10 protein-coding genes are annotated in these 18,347 nt (G+C 68.3%); 2 read left to right on the top strand and 8 right to left on the bottom strand.

The window, feature by feature from the left end; all coding sequences use genetic code 11:
* Positions 1–161: 161 nt before the first annotated feature.
* A complete protein-coding gene (locus KW835_RS19990) occupies positions 162–1,598 on the top strand; it encodes an NAD-dependent succinate-semialdehyde dehydrogenase (protein WP_218385674.1) in 1,437 nt (478 codons plus the stop codon).
* Positions 1,599–1,757: 159 nt separating this feature from the next.
* On the opposite strand, the gene KW835_RS19985 is transcribed toward KW835_RS19990, so the two are convergent.
* The 6 genes from KW835_RS19985 to KW835_RS19960 form a co-directional block, all read right to left on the bottom strand.
* Positions 1,758–3,935 carry a TonB-dependent siderophore receptor gene (locus KW835_RS19985; RefSeq protein WP_218385672.1) on the bottom strand — a complete coding sequence of 726 codons (2,178 nt, stop codon included), beginning with the start codon at positions 3,933–3,935 and terminating at the stop codon, positions 1,758–1,760.
* Positions 3,936–3,985: 50 nt separating this feature from the next.
* The gene (locus KW835_RS19980) at positions 3,986–6,115 is read right to left on the bottom strand and encodes a TonB-dependent siderophore receptor (protein ID WP_218385671.1); all 2,130 of its coding nucleotides are present in this window, start codon (positions 6,113–6,115) and stop codon (positions 3,986–3,988) included.
* A 169-nt stretch (positions 6,116–6,284) separates the two neighbouring features.
* Positions 6,285–7,007 (bottom strand): DUF4198 domain-containing protein, encoded by a 723-nt coding sequence (locus KW835_RS19975; RefSeq protein WP_218385669.1) that lies wholly within the window; start codon positions 7,005–7,007, stop codon positions 6,285–6,287.
* A gap of 217 nt (positions 7,008–7,224) precedes the next feature.
* The gene (locus KW835_RS19970) at positions 7,225–9,462 is read right to left on the bottom strand and encodes a TonB-dependent siderophore receptor (RefSeq protein WP_218385668.1); all 2,238 of its coding nucleotides are present in this window, start codon (positions 9,460–9,462) and stop codon (positions 7,225–7,227) included.
* 37 nt (positions 9,463–9,499) lie between these two features.
* Positions 9,500–9,745, bottom strand: a complete 246-nt coding sequence (locus tag KW835_RS19965; RefSeq protein WP_218385666.1) for a hypothetical protein — start codon at positions 9,743–9,745, stop codon at positions 9,500–9,502.
* The gene (locus KW835_RS19960) at positions 9,742–10,926 is read right to left on the bottom strand and encodes a PepSY domain-containing protein (protein ID WP_218385664.1); all 1,185 of its coding nucleotides are present in this window, start codon (positions 10,924–10,926) and stop codon (positions 9,742–9,744) included. The genes KW835_RS19965 and KW835_RS19960 overlap by 4 nt, the downstream gene beginning before the upstream one ends.
* A gap of 559 nt (positions 10,927–11,485) precedes the next feature.
* On the opposite strand from KW835_RS19960, the gene KW835_RS19955 reads away from it, so the two are divergent.
* Complete coding sequence (locus tag KW835_RS19955) at positions 11,486–13,642, top strand: M48 family metallopeptidase (RefSeq protein ID WP_218385662.1); 2,157 nt, start codon at positions 11,486–11,488, stop codon at positions 13,640–13,642.
* Positions 13,643–13,760: 118 nt separating this feature from the next.
* Here KW835_RS19955 and KW835_RS19950 read toward each other — a convergent pair whose 3' ends face one another.
* Complete coding sequence (locus KW835_RS19950) at positions 13,761–15,884, bottom strand: TonB-dependent siderophore receptor (protein ID WP_218385660.1); 2,124 nt, start codon at positions 15,882–15,884, stop codon at positions 13,761–13,763.
* Positions 15,885–16,002: 118 nt separating this feature from the next.
* Positions 16,003–18,150: a TonB-dependent siderophore receptor gene (locus KW835_RS19945; protein WP_218385659.1), complete on the bottom strand. Its 2,148-nt coding sequence runs from the start codon at positions 18,148–18,150 to the stop codon at positions 16,003–16,005.
* Positions 18,151–18,347: the final 197 nt, after the last annotated feature.

Genomic DNA, 18,347 nt, shown 5'->3' with positions numbered 1-18,347 from the left:
AGCGACCGGGTCTGACCAATAGCCAGACCCGCAGGGCGGGGTTCCCGCGCTGTGCCAGCGGGGCTGCGCGCTGGCGCCTATAGTGTCTGGTTTCGCGCGCGGCGCGGCCCCGTGCGGGCCGTGCTCGTTTCGTCCCCCCGTTTCGACACAGGAGCCTTTGCATGAGCTACCCCAGCACCCAACTTTTCATCGCCGGCCAATGGCAGGACGCAGTTGACGGCAAGACCATCGCCGTGTTCAACCCATCCACCGGCAAGGAAATCGGCCGCGTGGCCCATGCCAGCAAGGCCGACCTGGACCGCGCGCTGGACGCCGCGCAAAAGGGCTTCGAAGCCTGGCGCGACATCCCTGCTGCCGAGCGCGCCAAGACCATGCGCCGCGCCGCCGCACTGATGCGCGAGCGTGCCGATGCCATCGCCGCCATCATGGTGCAGGAGCAGGGCAAGCCCCTGGCCGAAGCCAAGGTGGAGACCATGGCGTCCGCCGACATCATCGAATGGTTTGCCGACGAATCGCTGCGCGTGTACGGTCGCATCGTGCCTTCGCGCAATCTCAAGGCCACGCAGATGGTGCTCAAGGACCCGGTGGGCCCGGTGGCGGCCTTCACCCCCTGGAACTTCCCCATCAATCAGGTCGTGCGCAAGCTCGCAGCTGCGCTGGCCGCGGGCTGCTCCATCCTGGTCAAGGCGCCCGAGGAAACACCGGCCAGCCCGGCCGAGCTGATCCGCGCGTTTGCGGACGCCGGCGTTCCCGCAGGCACCGTGGGCCTGGTCTACGGCGACCCGGCCGAGATCTCCAGCTACCTCATTCCGCACCCCGTGATCCGCAAGGTCACCTTCACCGGCTCTACCCCGGTCGGCAAGCAGCTCGCAGCCCTGGCAGGCAAGCACATGAAGCGCGTGACCATGGAGCTGGGCGGCCACGCCCCGGTCATCGTGGCCGAGGATGCCGACCTGGAGCTGGCCATCAAGATCGGTAGCGGCGCCAAGTTCCGCAACGCCGGCCAGGTCTGCATCTCGCCCACCCGCTACCTGGTGCACGAAAGCATCCGCGCCGACTTCGTCGCCGCGTTCGCCAAGTACGCGCAGGGCCTGAAGGTGGGCGACGGCCTCACGGCCGGCACGCAGATGGGCCCCCTGGCCAACCCCCGCCGCATCACTGCCATGGCCGACCTGCTGGCCGACGCGGTTCAGCAGGGCGCCAAGGTGCTGGCGGGCGGCGAGCGCATCGGCAGCGAAGGCAACTTCTTCCAGCCCACGGTGCTCAATGACGTGCCCCTGTCGGCCCGCATCGTCAACGAAGAGCCCTTCGGCCCCGTGGCCGCCGTGCGCGGCTTCGAGAAGATCGAGGACGCCATCGCCGAAGCCAACCGCCTGCCGTTCGGCCTGGCCGGCTATGCCTTCACCACGTCGCTGAAGAACGCACACCTGCTCGCACAGCGCCTCGAAGTGGGCATGCTCTGGATCAACCAGGCCGCCGCTCCAGCCGCAGAGCTGCCCTTTGGTGGGCTGAAGGACTCGGGCTATGGCTCCGAAGGCGGGTCTGAGGCGGTCGAGGCGCACATGAACACGCGCCTGGTGTCGATCATGAACGTGTAAGAACGTTCACGCTCTCCGGCGGCCGCTTGGCTGCCGGTTGGCTGCTGGTGCGAAGCCTGGGGGCTGGCTTGCGGAGATTCTTCGCAAGGACGGTCCCCAGGCTTTTTTTCTGGACAGGATGCGCGACGGCGTCCGTGCGGGGGCCTGCCCCCGCAGTCCTCAGAACCGGTACGTCGAAGTCAACGTATACGTGCGCGCCTGTCCATAGAAGCAATCGCCCCGCGCCAGGCACTGCGTGATGTGCACCTTGTCGGCCAGGTTGACCACGTTGAACGCCACACGCCAGTCGCCCGCGTCGTACGCCACCATGGCATCGGCCAGCGTGGCGGCCGGCGTGCTGATCGCGCTGGTGCCGCTCCACTGCGAGCCGGTGTAGCGCACGCCTGCGCCCACCGTCCAGCCGCCACGGCCTTCGCCGGCGAAGCGGTGCATGAGCCAGGTCGATGCCGTGTGGCGCGGTGTGCTGGCCACGGGGGTGCCCTGGTCGCCCGCGTTGCTGCGGCTGATCTTGGCGTCGGTGAAGGCGTAGCCCACGGTCCAGTCCCAGTTGCGCGCCAGGCTGGCGGTCATCTCGGCTTCGAAGCCCTTGACCTTGACTTCACCGATCTGCAGGCTGTTGAGCGGGTTGGTCGGGTCGGTGGTCTTGCGGTTCTTCTCGCGCAGCTGGTAGACGGCGGCGAAGGCGCTGATGCCCTGGCCCGGGGGCTGCCACTTCACACCCGCCTCCCACTGCTCGCCGCGCTGGGGCTTGAACGGCACGCCGTACACGTTGGCGCCGCCCAGCGGCTGGAAGGATTCGCTGTAGCCCGCGTACGGTGCCCAGCCGCCGTCCATCTGGTAGGTGACGCCAGCGCGCTTGGTCCAGGCCTTGTCGTCTGCAGCGGCCGCAGGGCGGCCTTCGGTGTCGCTCTTGGCGTTGTCGTGGCGCAGGCCCAGCGTGGCCGTGAAGCGGCCCCACTTGATCTGGTCCTGGGCATAGAAGCCCAGCTGGCGCTGCTCCACGCTGGGCACGCGCGCGAGGGCCGAGGCCGATGGTGCCGTGAAGTTGCCGTACACGGGGTTGTAGACGTCGATGGCGGGCGCCACGGAACGCCAGCTTTGCTGGCCCCAGTGGTTGCGCTGCACGTCCAGGCCGCCCAGCACGGTGTGCTCGGCATCGCCCCAGCGCAGCTTGCCTTCGACCTGCGTGTCGACCAGCAGCATGCGTGCGTTGCCCAGCGTCCATGAGGCATCGCGCAGTACGGTGCGGTTGTCCGCGTTGAATACGGGGCGAGCAGGGCGGCCCAGGGCTGCATTGGCCGCAAAACTGGTGTACAGCGTGCGGTAGTCCACCTCGCTCACGCTGCGGCGCAGGTTCTGGCGCACGGTCCAGGCGCTGTCGATCTGGTGGCTGAAGAGGTAGCCCCAGGACGTGCCTTCGGAGTTGTAGCGGTCCCAGCCGGGCTCGCTGATGAAGGTGGATGTCGGAATCTGCCCGTAGCGGTTGGGCAGCTGCGTGCCCTGCCATGGGAAGAAGCCGATCAGCGACCCGCTCTTGTCCTTCTGGTGAGTGAGTTGCAGTGTGAGCGACGTGGCGGCGCTGGGCTTCCATGTCACGGTGGGGGCGATCACCAGGCGGTCGTCGCGCACATGGTCCACCTGCGTGTCGCTGTCGCGGCCCACGGCCACAAGGCGGTACAGCCACTGGCCGTCTTCGGTGAGCTTGCCCGTCATGTCGGCGGCGATCTGCTTGCGTGCGTGGTTGCCCAGCTGCACCTGCACTTCGCGGATCGGCTCGGCCTGAGGGCGCTTGGAGGTGAGGTTGAGCACACCGCCCACGCTGCCCTGGCCGTACAGCACGGACGATGGACCCCGCAGAAACTCGACGCGCTCCAGCGTGTACGGGTCGGGCCGGGTGTCGTTCCAGTAGCCGATGAAGCGCACCATGCCGTCCAGGTACTGCGTCACATCGCCGCCTCGGGCCTTGAAGGAGTCGCTGCGGCTGTCGAAGTAGTTGGACACGGCGCCTGCGGTGTAGGCCGTGACCTGGCGCAGCGTCTGCACGCCCTGGGCCTCCATCTGGTCGCGCGTGATGACGCTGATGGCCTGGGGGGTTTCGATCAGCGGCGTGTCGGTCTTGGTGGCGCTCAGTGCGCGTTGCGCAACGAAGCCGGTAACCGGTGCCGTGGGGCTCTGCTGCTCGGGGCCGGCATTGACGGTGACGGGGGCCAGGGTTTTTTCCGCCGTCGGTGCCGGGGTGGCGGCAGGCGCAGGCTGTTGTGCCTGCGCGGCGCCGCACAGTGCGAGCAGGGCCGCGTGCGCGATCGCGGTGCGGCAGACTTTGATGCGGGGTCTCATGGTGATGTTCCTCCGAAGGTTTTGAAAAAGGGGGGCGGGTTGCGCGGCGCTCAGAACGTGTAGTCCAGCGCCACCTGCACGGTGCGCGGCTGGCCGGGCACGACGGAGCCGAAGCCCACCGCGGTGGTGGTGCCGTCCAGGTAGTAGCGCCGGTTGCCAGCGTTCTTGAGGTTGGCCTGCAGGCGCACGCCGCCAGCGAACTGGTAGCCCACGGCCAGGTCCACCGTGGTGAAGCCCGGCAGGCGCCACTTGTTGTCGTTGGCGATGAACTTGTCGCCCTGGTGGACCAGGCCCCCGCCGACCCACAGGCCGGGCAGTTGCGGCACGCGGTACTGCGTCCACAGCGAGGCATTGCGGCGCGTGGCCAGCGCGACGCGGTTGCCCACGTTGGCACCGGCGGCGGTGTCGGCCAGCACCTCGGGGTTCTGGAAGCTGGCCTGCGCCGTGACCGTCCAGCCGGGGGTGATGCGGCCCTGCAGCTCAAGCTCCACGCCCTTGATGCGCTGGCGCGCGGTCAGCACCGAGTAGCCGGCGTGCTGCGGGTCGGTGGCGGGCGCATTGGTGAGCTGCAGGTCGAAGGCAGACACGGTGGTCATCAGCCGCTTGTCCAGCCATTCCTGCTTCCAGCCCACCTCGAACTGCTTGCCTTCCGACGGCGGCGCCGCGCGGTCGCCCCACAGCAGCGTGCCGGTGTTGGCCTGGAACGAGCGCGCATGGCTGGCGTACAGCATGGTGCCGGTGCGGGGCTCCCAGCTGATCGCGGCGCTGGGCTGGGTCTTGCTCAGGTCGGTGACGGGCGTGGTGTAGGCGTCCTTGAAGCTGTCATGCCGCAGGCCCAGCAGCAGGCCGAAGTCGCCCAGCGTCAGGCGGTCCTGCACGAACAGGCCGGTATTGCGCGCGTCGGACGACAGCCGGCCCACGCCCGTGGAGGCCACGGGGGGCACCTGGCCCGTGACAGGGTTGTACAGGTCGATGGAGCCCAGGTTGCCCGTGGTGCGCGCGCCATAGAAGCCTGCAATGGCGCGCCAGTCCATGCCCGCCAGCAACGTGTGCTTGACTGCGCCGGTCTGCACCTGGGCGCGCAGTTCCGCCAGCGCGGTGTCCGACGTGTATTTTTGGCCCGGCGCCATCCAGTAGCTGCGCGCGACGCGGCCATTGGTCACCGGGCCCATCGGCGACACGATGTTCACGTTGCGGAAGGTTTCGTTGCGCGACAGGTGCACGCGGCCTTCCAGCCGGTCAGAAAAACGGTGCTGCAGCTCGGTGGAGTAAAAGCGCAGGTGCCCGTCGGTGTTCAGCCAGGGCTCGCCGTAGAACGCGCCCACTGGCAGAGCGTCCGCGCTGCGAGGGTTCTTGGGGTCTGGCACGGCCAACCCGGAGGTGGAGGTGCCGTCCATGCTCTGGTACTCGGCCTGCGCGCGCCAGAGCGTGTCGGGCGTGACCTGCCACTCCAGGCTGCCGGCAATGCCCTGCTTGCGCGGGGTGTTGCCATCCACGAAGCTGCCGCCCCGGCTGGCACCGCCATCGAGCCGGTAGCGCAGCGTGCGGTCGGAGTTGAGCGGGCCGGTGAGGTCGAACTCGGCATTGCGCCAGCCGTCGCTGCCCGCGCCGATCTTCACGTTGCGCAGTGCCTCGGCCTGGGGCCGCTTGCTCACGTAGTTGACCAGCCCGCCAGGGGCGACCTGGCCGAATTCGAGGGCCGCCGGGCCCTTGATGACTTCGACGCGCTCGATGTTAAACAGCGGCGGGTCCAGCAGGTGGACGAACTTCGCGCCGTCGCGCAGGAAGTTGTAGGTGTTGTTGGCCCACAGCCCGCGGATGGAGAACTGCGAGTACGAGCCGTAGTACTCGCTGCGCGACGAGACGCCCGAGGCGTTGCGCAGCACGTCGCGCTCGGTGGTGGCCATCTGCTGCTCCAGCAGCGCGCCGTCGATCACGCTCACGGCGCGGGGCGTCTCCAGCACCGACAGGCCCAGGCGCGAGCTGGACTGGGCGCGCCGCGCGGGCGTTGCGGCTGCACCGGCGGTGGAGTCCACGACATCCACCTGGCGCAGGGAGGGCGCGGGCACGGGCGTATCGGTGGGGGCCGCTCCGGTGCTGGTTTGAGCCAGGGCGGTCCCGCACAGTGCAAGGAACGCGGCATGCGCCACGGACGTGCGCAGAAAGTTCGGTTGGGTCATGATGCTATGTTTTTAATAGCTGCCAGCGCTTTGCCGTCAAGCGGAAGGTGGCAAAAAGATGCTGAAATGGCGGGCGGGCGGGCAGCCGCCTGCCAGCGCCGGCGGTGCCTGGCGCGGCGAGCAGCCGTGTGTGCGCGATGCCGTCGGGCCGGCGGCCCGCTGTGTGTGGTCAGTGGGCCTTGGGCGGAGCGGGCAGGGCGGGCGATGCCATGCCGTCAGCCAGCACGAAGGTCAGCGTGGTCACGTAGCTGGCTTCGCCGTACTTCTCGCCCTGGGCTTCGCCGGGCGTCTTGTCGCTGTGCTTCACCTCGGCCACGTACTGGCCCTTCCAGGGGGTGACGAATGTCACGGTGCCGTCCTCGGCCGTCTCGGCTTCGCGCGTCCAGCCCGAGGGCGCGGCCAGTTGCACCTTGGCCTTGTGCAGCGGCGCGCCCTTGTAGACCACCTTGAATTCACCGGGCTTGCCCGTGGGCACCAGGTCCAGCGGCGCGGTGGGCGCCACGGGCTGGGCGAGGCCAGCCACCCAGCGGGCCGAAGGCTGCCAGTACATCGCGGGCAGGTTGCGCTTGCTGCGGTCGATCAGCGGGTAGGTGGCTGCGGCGAACAGCGTGTCGGGTGTGCCGGCCACGGTGTAGTTGAAGCCATCCTTGCCCAGCTGGCCTTCCACGCGCTGCGCGGCGGTTCCGGTGCGCTGCTCCAGCGCGGGCACGCCCTTGAACTTGTCCAGCGAGCCTGGCGAGGTCTCGCGCAGGTTCTCGTTGAACTCGCCAAAGTGCAGGCGGGCCTGGCCGCCGGCGCTCTCCAGCCACACCTGGTGGGCGTGGACGGTGTTCACGACGCTGACGGATGCGGCAGCGATCAGGGCGGCTTTCAGGAACAAGGACGAAGACATGGCAGTTTCCTTTCGGTGGTTTTCAACAAAAATCGGCGAGCACGCAGCGCTCCGCACCCCTGCGGTGAGGGGGGCGGAACGCGGTGCGAAAGGGAGTGGCTGCCTACACCTGGTGGTCAGGCGCTGGGTGGCTGCGAGGTGGGCGACAGCGAAGCGGGTCGCGCGGCGTGCAAGGTTCAGGCTGGCACGCCCCTCGGGGTTGTGTCAGATGGTGCGGTCAGAAGTCCACGCCCACGCTGAGCGACAGCGTGCGCGGAGCGCCCACGACGAGGTAGCCGGCGCCAGGGTAGCCACCCGACGACGCCCAGTAGCTGCGGTTGCTCACGTTGTCCACGCGGGCGCGCAGCGTGACGAGGCGGCCCTGCACTTCGGTCAGGTAGCGCACGCCCAGATCCAGGCGGTTCCAGGCGGGCACTGCGATGGTGTTGGTGGCGTTGGCATACACCGAGCCGGTGTGCACCAGGCGGCCGTCCACGGCCAGGCCGTTCACGCCCGGCACGTCCCACTCGGCGCCGATGTTGGCTTGCAGCTTGGGCACGCCGATCACGCGGCGGCCATCGGTGCTGGCAGCGCCCGTGTTCAGCTGCTTGGCTTCGAGCCAGGTCAGGCCGCCCAGCAGGCGCAGGCCCTTGGTGGCCTCGCCCTGCACGGCCAGCTCGATGCCCTGGTGGCGGTCCTTGCCGTTGCCACGGAAGATGTTGTCGCTGCCCACGTAGGCGCGGGGCTTGGTGGTGGAGAACAGCGCCACGCTACCGCCGAAGCGGCCGCCGTCGAACTTCACGCCCACCTCCTTTTGCTTGGAGACGTAGGGCGAGAGCATCTCGCCGCGGTTGGCGGCGGTGGAGGGCGCGGTCGCACCCTGGCTCAGGCCTTCCACGTAGTTCCCGTACACCGACAGGCTCTTGTCGAGCTTGTAGACGGCCGCGAGCAGCGGGCTGGTGCGGCTCTGGTCATAGCGGTCGGTCTGCAGGGCCGTGCCGTAGGCGTAGTTGGCGATCTCCAGCGACTGGTGGCGCAGGCCGGCCGTGAGCAGCAGGCGGTTGTCCAGCAGCGACATGGTGTCGCCCAGTGCGAAGCTGCTCAGGCGCGTGCTGCCGGTGCGGCGCGGGTCGGCCAGGTCACCGCCACGGAAGGCGCCTGCACTGAAGCCCGGCAGGGCGTTCGTGTACACGGGGTTATAGAGGTTGGTGGCCTGCGTGTTGGCGAAGTCCATCGCATAGGCATTCTTCTTGTCGGAACTGAAGTGCGATGCCACCAGCACCCATTCGTGGCCCACGCTGCCGGTCTGCAGCTTGCCGCGCAGGCCCAGCTCGCCGGTGTTCACGCTGTCCTTGCGGGTGTTGTCGAAGCGGTAGGTGGTGCCGGCGCCGGTGGTGCTGTTGTTCACCGTCAGATTGGCCAGCGAGTTGGCCTCGGAGCTGCGGCGCGCGCCGGCAGCGGCCCAGCCGGTCACGTCAGGGGTGATGTCCCACTCGCCGCGCAGCGTGCCGAAGGTGTCCCGCTCGTTGGAGTAGGTCCAGGGCTGGGCGAAGTTCGCATCGCCGTTGGGTGCGGCAGGCATCTTCGTCACGTCGCCGCCCAGGGTCACGTTGGTGCGCGTGCTCTTGAGCTTGTGATCCTGCCAGCCGATGTCGCCCGACAGGCGCACGTCGCGGCTGCGCCAGTCCAGGCCCACGGCCGCCAGGCCGAGCTTCACGTCTTCGTGGTCCACGGCCGTGCCGCCGTTGTGGGTGGCCGCATTCACGCGGATGCCCGTGTTGCCGTCAGGGCCGAAGCGGCGCGCGATGTCGGCGGCCAGCTGTGTCTGGCCACCGCTGGAGACGCCGAAGGTCACGCGGCTCAAAGGCTCGTTGGGCGCACGCTTGGGCAGCAGGTTGATCGAGCCGCCAATGCCGCCGCCGTTGGGGCTGGCGCCATTGAGGAAGGCCGAGGCGCCGCGCAGCACCTCCACGCGCTCGAACAGCTCGGTGGCGATGTATTGGCGCGGCAGCAGGCTGTACAGGCCGTTGTAGGCGGTGTCGTCCGAGTCGAGGATGAAGCCGCGGATGAAATACGCCTCCTGGAAGTTGCCGAAGCCGCGTGCCACCCGTACCGTGGGGTCGTTCTGCAGCACATCGCCCACGCTGCGCGCATGGCGGTCCTGGATCAGCTCGTTGGTGTAGCTGGTGACGGAGAACGGGGTGTCCATCGCATCCTTGGTGCCCAGCACGCCTGCGCGGCCGCCGCGTGCCACCTGGCCGCCGGCATACGCTGGCGACAGGCCCTGTGCCGATGCATCGGCGCTGGCGTTCACCGTCACGGTGGACAGGGTCTGGCCCTCAGGTGCTGCCGCCGCCTGCTGCGCGAACGCGGCGGGCGCGCTCAGCGCGAGCATCACGGCGGTGGCCAGTGCCACGGGCGTGGCGGTAAAAGCGGGTTGCAGCGGGGCTGGCTGGAAGGAGTTGGCTTGGCGCATGGTAGTGGTGTGCAGTGTGAATGGAAAGGATGGGGTGTCAGCGGGGTGCGCCGGTGGTGCCGGCGATGCGCGCGTCGGTATCCGCGGGGGCGGCAGTAGCCGTGGTAGGGGTGCGCGGCCAGGAGAACCAGGCGATCACCGCCACGGGAACGCCCAGGCCCACCCACGACCACCAGTCGCCCCAGGTGTCGGACACCAGGGCGGTACCAAGGCCCGTGGCAGAGAGCACGCCCAGCGCAATGGGCCAGCCCCAGAGGGCGAGAAACGGGCTTGCGCGCTTCATGCAGCGCCTTGCGCTCGCGCAGAACCCGCAGCGGGCAGGCTGCCTTGACCGGCCGCAAGCGCCGCCGTGTTGCTGCCAACCGCCTGCGCACCGCGGCGCAGCCACAGGTACAGGCCGCTGCCCAGCACGACGATGGTGGCGATGTCGAGCAGGGCCCAGAGGATCTTCATCGGCATGCCGCCGTAGTCGCCAAAATGCAGCGGCTGCGAGACCAGCAACGCCGTCAGGTACCAGGGCAGTTGCGGCGCTGCGGTGACCTGCGCGATGCGTGCGTCCACCATCACGGGCTGCAGCAGCCGCGAGGTGAGCGGCTCGTTGCCCTTGAGGAAGAAGGTGTTGTGGTGGGGGCTCGAAAACGCCGTGCCAGGGAACGCAATGAACGACAGCTTCATGCCCGGCGCGTGCGCCATCGCCGCCTGCAGGGATTGCTGCAGCGGGCCGCGCTCGGCCACGGGCACGGTGGGCTGCCCTTCGTAGGGTTTGAGCAGGATGGACAGCTGGTCGTACTGCCAGTACTTGATCATCAGGTCCGCCCAGGTGTTGATCATGCCCGTCGCGCCCACGACCAGGGCCCACACCAGGGTGACGATGCCCAGCAGGTTGTGCAGATCCAGCCACTTCACGCGGGTGGAGCGGTCGCGCCGCACCTGACCGAAGGCGAGCTTGCGCATGAAGGGCGCATACAGCACCACGCCGGTCACGATGGCCACCAGCAGCAACAGGCCCATCAACCCCAGGAAGAGCTTGCCTGCCAGGCCCGCGAACAGGTCCACATGCAGGCGGAACATGATGTACATGAATCCCTCGTCCACCGGCCGCTGCGACAGCACGGCCGCCGTGCGCGCGTCCACGGCGATGGACTTGAAGTCTTCGGTGGGGGCGGGCGTGGGCGTGAGGGTGACGAACCACAGCGCGTCGTCGTCCTCCGGCTGTGAGGCGAACTGCACCACGCGCTCGGGGTGCAGGGCCTGCGCGGCGGCCAGCACCTTGTCCAGGCTGGCGCGTGGCGTGTTCGCGGGCATGGCAGGGGCCTGGACCTCGGTGCCCAGCAGGTGACCGATCTCGTGGTGGAAGATCAGCGGCAGGCCGGTCACGCACAGCAGCAGCATGAAAAGGGTGCACACCAGGCTGGACCACTTGTGGGTCCATGACCAGCGGCGCAAGGCAGTCGGCGAAAGCATGGCGGGGGCAGTCCAGCAGGAGGAACTGGAGCCCATCCTCTCGCGGGCAAGGCGTCCGCCTGATCCTGCTGCGGGGCAGCAACCAGGGGCGGTTTTTGCGGCGAGCCCAATGGGCTTGATCCAGAGTGCCGCCCCTTCAAACCGGGGGCGACGGCGAATGCTGGCTGGTGCGAAGGCGGATGCCTGCGCGACGGGCTTGCAGTATGAATGGTTACATTCTAAATGAGAATGGTTCTTTTTCTTGTGGCGGATGCTTTTTTGCAACAGCGTGGGTTGCCAGCCGTGGCATCGATGACAAGGCCGAGCGCAGCGTGCCCATCACCGCCGTGCGAAATCACACAAATGGTTGCTTCTTTGACCGCCCCGATCACGCGGTTTTGACCTGCGCGGGCTCAGAATCGCTCCGCCCGAAACGGCCCCCGCCTGCAGCCCAAGGCCCAGGGCGCCATGCTGTTGCGGTGCGGTCACTGACGTGGAGGCAGTGGCCTTCAGATCCGCAGCCAGCACCGGGGTCGCAGCTGGCACGCGGCCCGTCAAAAACGAATCATCCAAAAAATCCATGGCTATTTCGATCGGTCCCAAGATTCTCAAGGTCTGGAACACCTTGCCCAGCAGTGCCCGTCTGGTCCTGTGGGCGGTGTGCATTCCGTTGCTGCTCTCGGCCATCGCCCTGTGGGAGTACCGGCAGTACGCGTCACCGGACCTGTCGGCACAGCAGCAGCAACAGCTCTCGGAAATCGCCGATGCCCAGGCCGCCTTGCGCGAAAACCCACGCACCACCATCGAGATCGACGGTACGAAGTACAGCGGGTTTGCGGCATCCATGCGGCTGGAGAAGATCGCCAAGGCCATCCGGGGCGACAGCGCATCCCAGAGCCAGGTGGGCGCCGTGGTGCGCCCGGCCAGCATCGTTGCCATGGCGGCGGGTGTGCTGGCCGCACTGGTGGCGCTGGCAGGGCTGTGGGGCGTGAGCACCGCCGGCCGCCAAGCGCTGCAGTCTCGCGATGCGCTGATCCGCCTGTTCGCGCGGTGGCGCAATCTGCTGCCCATGTACCTCTCCGTTCACATGGGCCTGATGATGGTTTCTGTGGCAGCCCTGCTGGTGGTGCGCCTGGGCGTGGCCTACCAGGTGGTGATAGTGGGGCGGGCAGGTTCGGGCGAAGCCAAGTTCCAGCTGCTCATCCTGCTGATGGCCGCCAGCGTGCTGTGGGGCGGTGTCACGCTGCTGCGGGCCCTGTACAAGTCACTGCAGGTGCTGCATGACGAGCCCAATGAAGTGATGGGCGTGGCCGTGTCGCGCAGCGAGGCCCCTGCGCTGTGGGCCTACGTGGACACGCTGGCCCAGGGCGCTGGCGCCCCCGTGCCGGGCCACCTGGTGGTGGGGCTGACCGACGGCTTTTACGTGACGGCGCATCCCATGCAGCTGGTGCCGGGCGGCCAGCAGCTGACGGGCGAGACCATGTACCTGCCGCTGACCTACCTCACGCTGCTGCAGCGCGACGAGATCAGTGCCATCCTGGCCCACGAACTGGGCCACTTCGCGGGTGCGGACACCGCCTACAGCCTGCAGTTCTCACCCATCTACCAGGGCCTGCTGGTCAGCCTGCAGGCGATCCATGGGCGTGACGACAGCGGCGGCCGCTGGGGGGACCTGCCAGCGATCTCTTTCATCGAGTATTTGCTGGAGCGGTTCGACCTGGCCGTCAAGCACTGGAGCCGCGAGCGCGAGTTCGCCGCCGACCGGGTGGCCGAGCGGCTGGTCAGCGGAGAGGCCGTGGCACGCTCCCTGGTGCGCGTCACGGTGCTGCATGAGGTGGTGCACAACGTGCTCAACGAGATCGGCCGCCGACCGCAGGATGCGGGCAGCGATGTGGTGCAGATGCTGCACGACGCCGTGCGCAAGGCAGGCCTGAGCGCCCCCGACTTTGCGACCGAGGTGGCCACGACGCACCCGACCGACACCCACCCGCCCACGCTGGAGCGTGCCAAGGCCGTGAATGCGCCGGTGACCGAAGCGATGGTGCAGTCCGCCCTCACGCCGCCAGACGCGCAGGCCCTGGACTGGGTGCGCTCGCTGTTCACCGACAGCCACGGCCTGCAGGCACGTCTGCTGGCCGACTTCAAGGGCGTGGCCAGCGAGCACAACGAGCAGGTGCGCAAGGACCTGACCGAGGTGGTCCAGCAGACGCGGGGCTCGGTCGAGCTCTTCGAGCGCAAGGGCAACGTCTGGCTGTTCGGCGGCCTGGCGGCCGTGGCGCTGGCCGCATGCGTTGCCTTGATCGTCCACAGTTTTTCACCGGGCAAGTCTTTTGGCAGCTTCAAGGAACTGATCTTCATCACCCTGGGGGCCACTGTGGCGCTGCTGGCGTGTGCCTGGTGGTTCTGGCGGCGCTCGTCCGTGATGGTGATGCAGCTCACGTCCGAAGGCATGGTCGTGCCGGGCTGGCCTCAGATCGTCCCGTGGTCGTGTGTCAGCGACTACTCGTGCACCGTGGTCAACGGCTCCAACATGGTGATGACGTTCGACCTGGACCCTGCCGCGCCGCGCCTTCAGGCACCGCATTCCAATCTGCGCCGCATCACCTACCGCCCGGCCAAGAACAAGCTGATCGTGGGCACGGCGAAGGTGAAGGGCATGGACATGGACGCGCTGCATGAGGCGGTCATGCGCTATCTGTCGGGCTGGCATGCGCGCCAGCATCTGCAGTCGATGTAGGCGCACACATAAAAGCGCGGCAGATACCGGCCGCGCCGTTGCAACGGCGAACTCCGTACGCATTTTTTCGGGTTCGCTTTATTGCCGGCTGCTTTGGGTGGCAGCGCGCCGAGTGGCATCAGTACCGCGCCTTGAGCGCCAGTGTCACGCGCCGGGGTTCGCCGTAGAAGTTCTGGCGCGAAACGCCCGACACCTTCTCGTAGTAGGTCTTATCCAGCAGGTTGTCCACCGACAGGTTCATCGACAGGTGGTCGTTGATCTGGTAGCCCAGCTGCGCATTGAACACCGCGTAGCCGGGTGCGTTGATGCGCAGCGCTCCGCTTTGCGCGAAGAACTCGCTGCGCCAGGACATGCCGCCGCCCACGCTGAAGCCGCGCAGCGCGGGGTGGGTGAAGGCGTAGCGGGTGAACAGGTTCACGCTGTGGCGCGGGGTGATGGGGCTGAACACCTGGCCCTGCTGGGCCACGGGGGCCTTGAGGTAGCGGGTGTCGTTGTAGGCGTAGCCCGCCACGATATCCCAGCCTGCCTGGGGCTGACCGCTGACCTCGGCCTCGAAGCCCTGTGCGCGCACCTTGCCGCCGGCGATCGATGCGTTGGTCACCACCGGGTCGGGGATGGCCCGGTTCTCGTCGATGATGCGAAAGAGCGCTGCATGGGCCTGCAGGCGCTTTTGCAGGAACTCGCCCTTGACTCCCAGCTCGACCTGCTTGCCGGTGCGCGGCTCGATCAGCTGCTTGGCGGTGGTGAGCTGGCTTTGCACCACGAAGGTTTCAGCATAGCTCGCGTAGGCCGTGTATTGCGGGTGGAAGTCCCACATCAGCGCCAGCGACGGCACGAACTGGCGGCCTGGGTCTGCGGCGGCAGTGACGGCGCCGGTGCTGGTGCTGCGCGTCACCACCTCGGCCCACGACAGGCGGCCGCCGGCCAGCAGCTTGACGGTGTCGGCCAGGCTGACCTGGGCCTGCCCGTACAGCGCGTTCTCGCGGCGGGTGATGAGCGAGGTGAAGCCCGGCAGCGGGATGTCGGGATAGGCCAGGTCGTAGTTGGGCCGCAGCAAATTGAACGGCTGGGGCTGGCCGTAGGCGTAATTGCCGTCCCAGGTCTTGCCTTCGTTGTGGCTCGCGCCCACCAGCAGCTTGTGGGTGCGGCCTGCCACCTGCACCGGCGTGGCCAGGAAGGCGTCGTAGTTGCGGGTGCGCACGTGGAAGTCGCCGTCCACCGTTTCCATGGTGAAGCTCCCGTTGGGGGCCAGCGCGCTGTTGGCGCGGGCCGAGCGGTAGTACGCCGTGCGGTCGATGTCCCGCGCGGACAGGCGCACCACGCCGCCGCCGGCCAGGCGGTGCTCCAGCTCCGCGAAGACGTCGGTGGTCTCCAGGTCCTGCCGGTTGGCGCGCAGGCCGGCAAAGGAACTGCGGGGCAGGTCGGCCAGGCGGCCGTCGGCATAGGTGGGCAGGCCCTGGTCGATGGCGGCGCGCACGCGCTGCTGTGCCGCGCCCACCGACACGGTGGTGGACGGGGCGATGTCCCATTCCAGCGTGCCGTAGCCCAGCCGCTTGTTGTTGAACAGCGTGTCGATGTGGCTGTCTCGGTCTTCCACCACGGCCACGGCACGCGCGCGGATCGTGCCTTCGGCGTTCAGGCCGCCGCCCACGTCCACCGTGCCGCGGCGCAGACCGAACGAGCCCACTGCCGCGTCGGCACCGATGGCCAGCTTGGCCGTTGCGCGCTTGCGCACCAGGTTCACCGTGCCGCCGGGCTCGCTCGCGCCCTGCAGCAGCCCGGCCGGGCCGCGCAGCACTTCGATGCGGTCGTACATGGCCGTATCGAGCGTGCTGTAGTTGCCTTGCGGAATGGGCACGCCGTCGAGCTGGATCGCACCCAGATCGAACCCCCGCGACTGGAACGAGTTGTAGTTGCCCGCGCCGTCCAGCCGCGTGATGGTCATGCCAGTGCTCAGCTTGATGGCGTCCTCGACCTTGGTCAGGTTGCGGTCGTCGAGCTGCTGGCGCGTGACCACGCTGATGGACTGGGGCGTCTCGCGCGGCGTCTGCTGCAGCTTGCCCACGCTGACTTCGCGGGCGGTGTACTGGCCGCTGCCCTCGGTGGTGGCGCCGTCCGCGCCGTCGGTCACCTTGACTTCGGGCAGGGCAGCGGTGGCGGCGGGGGTGGCGGTGGTCTGGGCCTGGGCTGTGGCCAGCGTGGCCAGCAGCGAGGCCGCAAGGGCCAATGGGTGCATGCGCATGGTGCTTCTTTTCCTCGGTGTGTAAAATGCTATGGTTTTGGTAGCTGCTACCGCTTGTCTATCAAGCGGTAGCAGCCATTTCCATTGAGAACTCGCAGCAGGTAGATGGCCTGGCGGTTCAGAACCGTGTGCGCAGCGTCACCTGCAGTGCGCGGGGCGAGCCGGGCAGGATCAGGTTGTCGTTGCTGCCGTGGGCGGACACGTAGTACTTGCGGTTGGCCAGGTTCTTGATGTTCACGTCCAGGTCCCACTGGCCCAGCGTGTACTGCAGCGCCGCGTCGAGCGTGGTGTAGCCGGGCAGGGTGACCAGGTTGGTCAGCGAGGTGAAGCGCGCACCCACGTAGTTCACGCCGCCGCCCGCGCGCAGGCCGTGGCCCAGGTCCTTCATGGCCCACAGGAACGCGGAGTTGCGCGGCGTGAGCGCCGCCACCTTGCCCTGCGCCGCGATGGCCGCCGTGGGCAGCTGCAGCGAGCCCGTGGTGGCCAGCGACCGGGTCATGCGGCCATCCAGCCATGCGTAGCCGGCACTCACGTCCCAGCGGTCGGGCAGGCGGCCATTGGCGGTCAGCTCCAGGCCGTTGGTGCGCTGCGTGCCCACGTTGATCTGGCGCGACGGGTTGGTCGGGTCGGTGTTCTTGATGTTGGTGCGCTCGAGGTTGAAGAGCGCGCCGGTGAAGTTCAGCCGGCCGTCCAGCACGTCGAGCTTCACGCCGATCTCCTTGTTCTCGGTGATCTCGGGCTCGGCGCCGGTGTTGTTGGCGGCCAGCGCAAAGGTCTCGGCCGAGGGCTGGAACGACTTGCTGTACGACACGTAGTACGACAGCGCCTCGCTGGGCTGCCACACCAGGCCCGCGCGGGGGCTGAACTTCTTGTCGGTGCGCGACAGGCCCGCGAGCTTGCGGTCGAACGTGGTCTCCTGCCCGAACACGTCGTAGCGGGCGCCGACCAGCGCCTTCCACTGGGGCGCCAGCGTGATCTGGTTTTGCCAGTACAGCGCGGCCGTGTCCTGCGTGGTGTGGCTGGGGATGGCGCCGTCGGCCGCAAAGCTGGCGGGGGCGGGGCGGTTGCCGGGGTTGTAGATCGGCACGCGGTCCGCGCCGCCCGAGACGGACTCGGCGCGCTTCTTTTGCTGGCCCAGCTCCACGCCCATCAGCCATTCCTGCTGGAAGCCGCCCAGCCGGTTGCGCCAGGTGACGTCGGTCTGGTTGAAGAAGCCTTTTTCGTCGCGCAGGACGAACGAGCGCGTGCGGCCCACCGTCAGGTTCACCGGGTCGGTGGTGCCGCCGGGCAGGGTGTTGTAGCGGTCCAGCGCGTAGTCGTACAGGCGCGTGACGTTGCGCACCGACCAGTCGCCGTTGAAGCGGTGGTTCAGCGTGGCCGCGAGCGACTGCATGGTGCTGGTGGTGGTGTCGTCCTGCGCGGCGTTGCTGGAGCCGTAGTACGTGCGCGGCGACACGTTGACGGGCCGGCCGTTGAGCGCCGGAATGCCGAAGTCCGTCAGGCGCTGGTCGCGGGCGTTGGTGTACTGCAGCAGCAGGTCGGTCTGCGCGGCGAGCTTGAGCGCGAGCGATGGCGCGAAGTTGTGGCGCTTGACGAACTGCTGGTCGCGGTAGCTGCCCGAGTCTTCCACCGAGGCGTTGATGCGAAAGGCCGCGGTGTCGCTCAGCCCCACGTTCACATCGGCCGTGGCGCGGCGGTAATCGAAGCTGCCCAGGCCCAGCGATGCCTCGCCCGAGGTCTCGCCGAACCTGGGCTTCTTGGTCACGCGGTTGATCAGGCCGCCCGACGAGCCGCGCCCGTACAGCACGGCGGCGGGACCCTTGAGCGCTTCCACGCGCTCGATGTCGGCCAGGTCGCGGAAGTACAGCGCATCGTCGCGCACGCCGTCGACAAACTGGTCGGCGATGGCCGTGAAGCCGCGGATCACCACCTGGTCGCGCTGGCCGTCGCCGTGGCTCATCGCCACGCCGGGCACGTTGCGCAGCACGTCTTCCATGGAGCGCGCGCCCTGGTCGCGCATGAGCTGCTCGGGCACCACGTTCACGGCCTGGGGCACGTCGCGCAGCGGCGCGCTGCCCTTGGTGGCCGAAGTGCTGGCGGCGGGCGAGTAGCCGTCGTCGCCCGTGGTGGACTGCACCGTGACCTCGCCCAGCGTCTGCGGTGCGGTGGCCGGCGGTGGGCTCTGCGCCCACGCAGCGCTGCAAAGCGCGGCGAACAGGGCGGCCGACAGGGGCCTGAGCGTGTGGGACTGGCGGAATGCGTGCATGGTTTTTCCTATGGTGTGTGCGCAGCGCAGGTGAAGACAACCCGCACACCGGGCCTGGCGCGGGCCGGTGGTCGGCCCTGGCTGGGAGGTGTGCGAAGCGGTGAAGCGAAACGAATGCGTTGGACTGGACGGGGCAGCACGCGGTATGGACCGGGCGTGCGCAGCGCCGCCGCTGCGCCGCAGTTGCGTTCAGGCAG

It is taken from the genome of Acidovorax sp. sic0104 (genome assembly GCF_019219095.1).
Taxonomy (GTDB): domain Bacteria; phylum Pseudomonadota; class Gammaproteobacteria; order Burkholderiales; family Burkholderiaceae_C; genus Acidovorax.
The sequence above is the reverse complement of the archived record's forward strand: the minus strand, read 5'-3'. Positions and strand labels throughout refer to the sequence as shown.

Excerpts from the sequence above, each read along its gene's own strand:
- KW835_RS19990 (WP_218385674.1), top strand. The coding sequence starts at position 162 with ATGAGCTACCCCAGCACCCAACTTTTCATCGCCGGCCAATGGCAGGAC.
- KW835_RS19985 (WP_218385672.1), bottom strand. The coding sequence starts at position 3,935 with ATGAGACCCCGCATCAAAGTCTGCCGCACCGCGATCGCGCACGCGGCC.
- KW835_RS19980 (WP_218385671.1), bottom strand. The coding sequence starts at position 6,115 with ATGACCCAACCGAACTTTCTGCGCACGTCCGTGGCGCATGCCGCGTTC.
- KW835_RS19975 (WP_218385669.1), bottom strand. The coding sequence starts at position 7,007 with ATGTCTTCGTCCTTGTTCCTGAAAGCCGCCCTGATCGCTGCCGCATCC.
- KW835_RS19970 (WP_218385668.1), bottom strand. The coding sequence starts at position 9,462 with ATGCGCCAAGCCAACTCCTTCCAGCCAGCCCCGCTGCAACCCGCTTTT.
- KW835_RS19965 (WP_218385666.1), bottom strand. The coding sequence starts at position 9,745 with ATGAAGCGCGCAAGCCCGTTTCTCGCCCTCTGGGGCTGGCCCATTGCG.
- KW835_RS19960 (WP_218385664.1), bottom strand. The coding sequence starts at position 10,926 with ATGCTTTCGCCGACTGCCTTGCGCCGCTGGTCATGGACCCACAAGTGG.
- KW835_RS19955 (WP_218385662.1), top strand. The coding sequence starts at position 11,486 with ATGGCTATTTCGATCGGTCCCAAGATTCTCAAGGTCTGGAACACCTTG.
- KW835_RS19950 (WP_218385660.1), bottom strand. The coding sequence starts at position 15,884 with ATGCGCATGCACCCATTGGCCCTTGCGGCCTCGCTGCTGGCCACGCTG.
- KW835_RS19945 (WP_218385659.1), bottom strand. The coding sequence starts at position 18,150 with ATGCACGCATTCCGCCAGTCCCACACGCTCAGGCCCCTGTCGGCCGCC.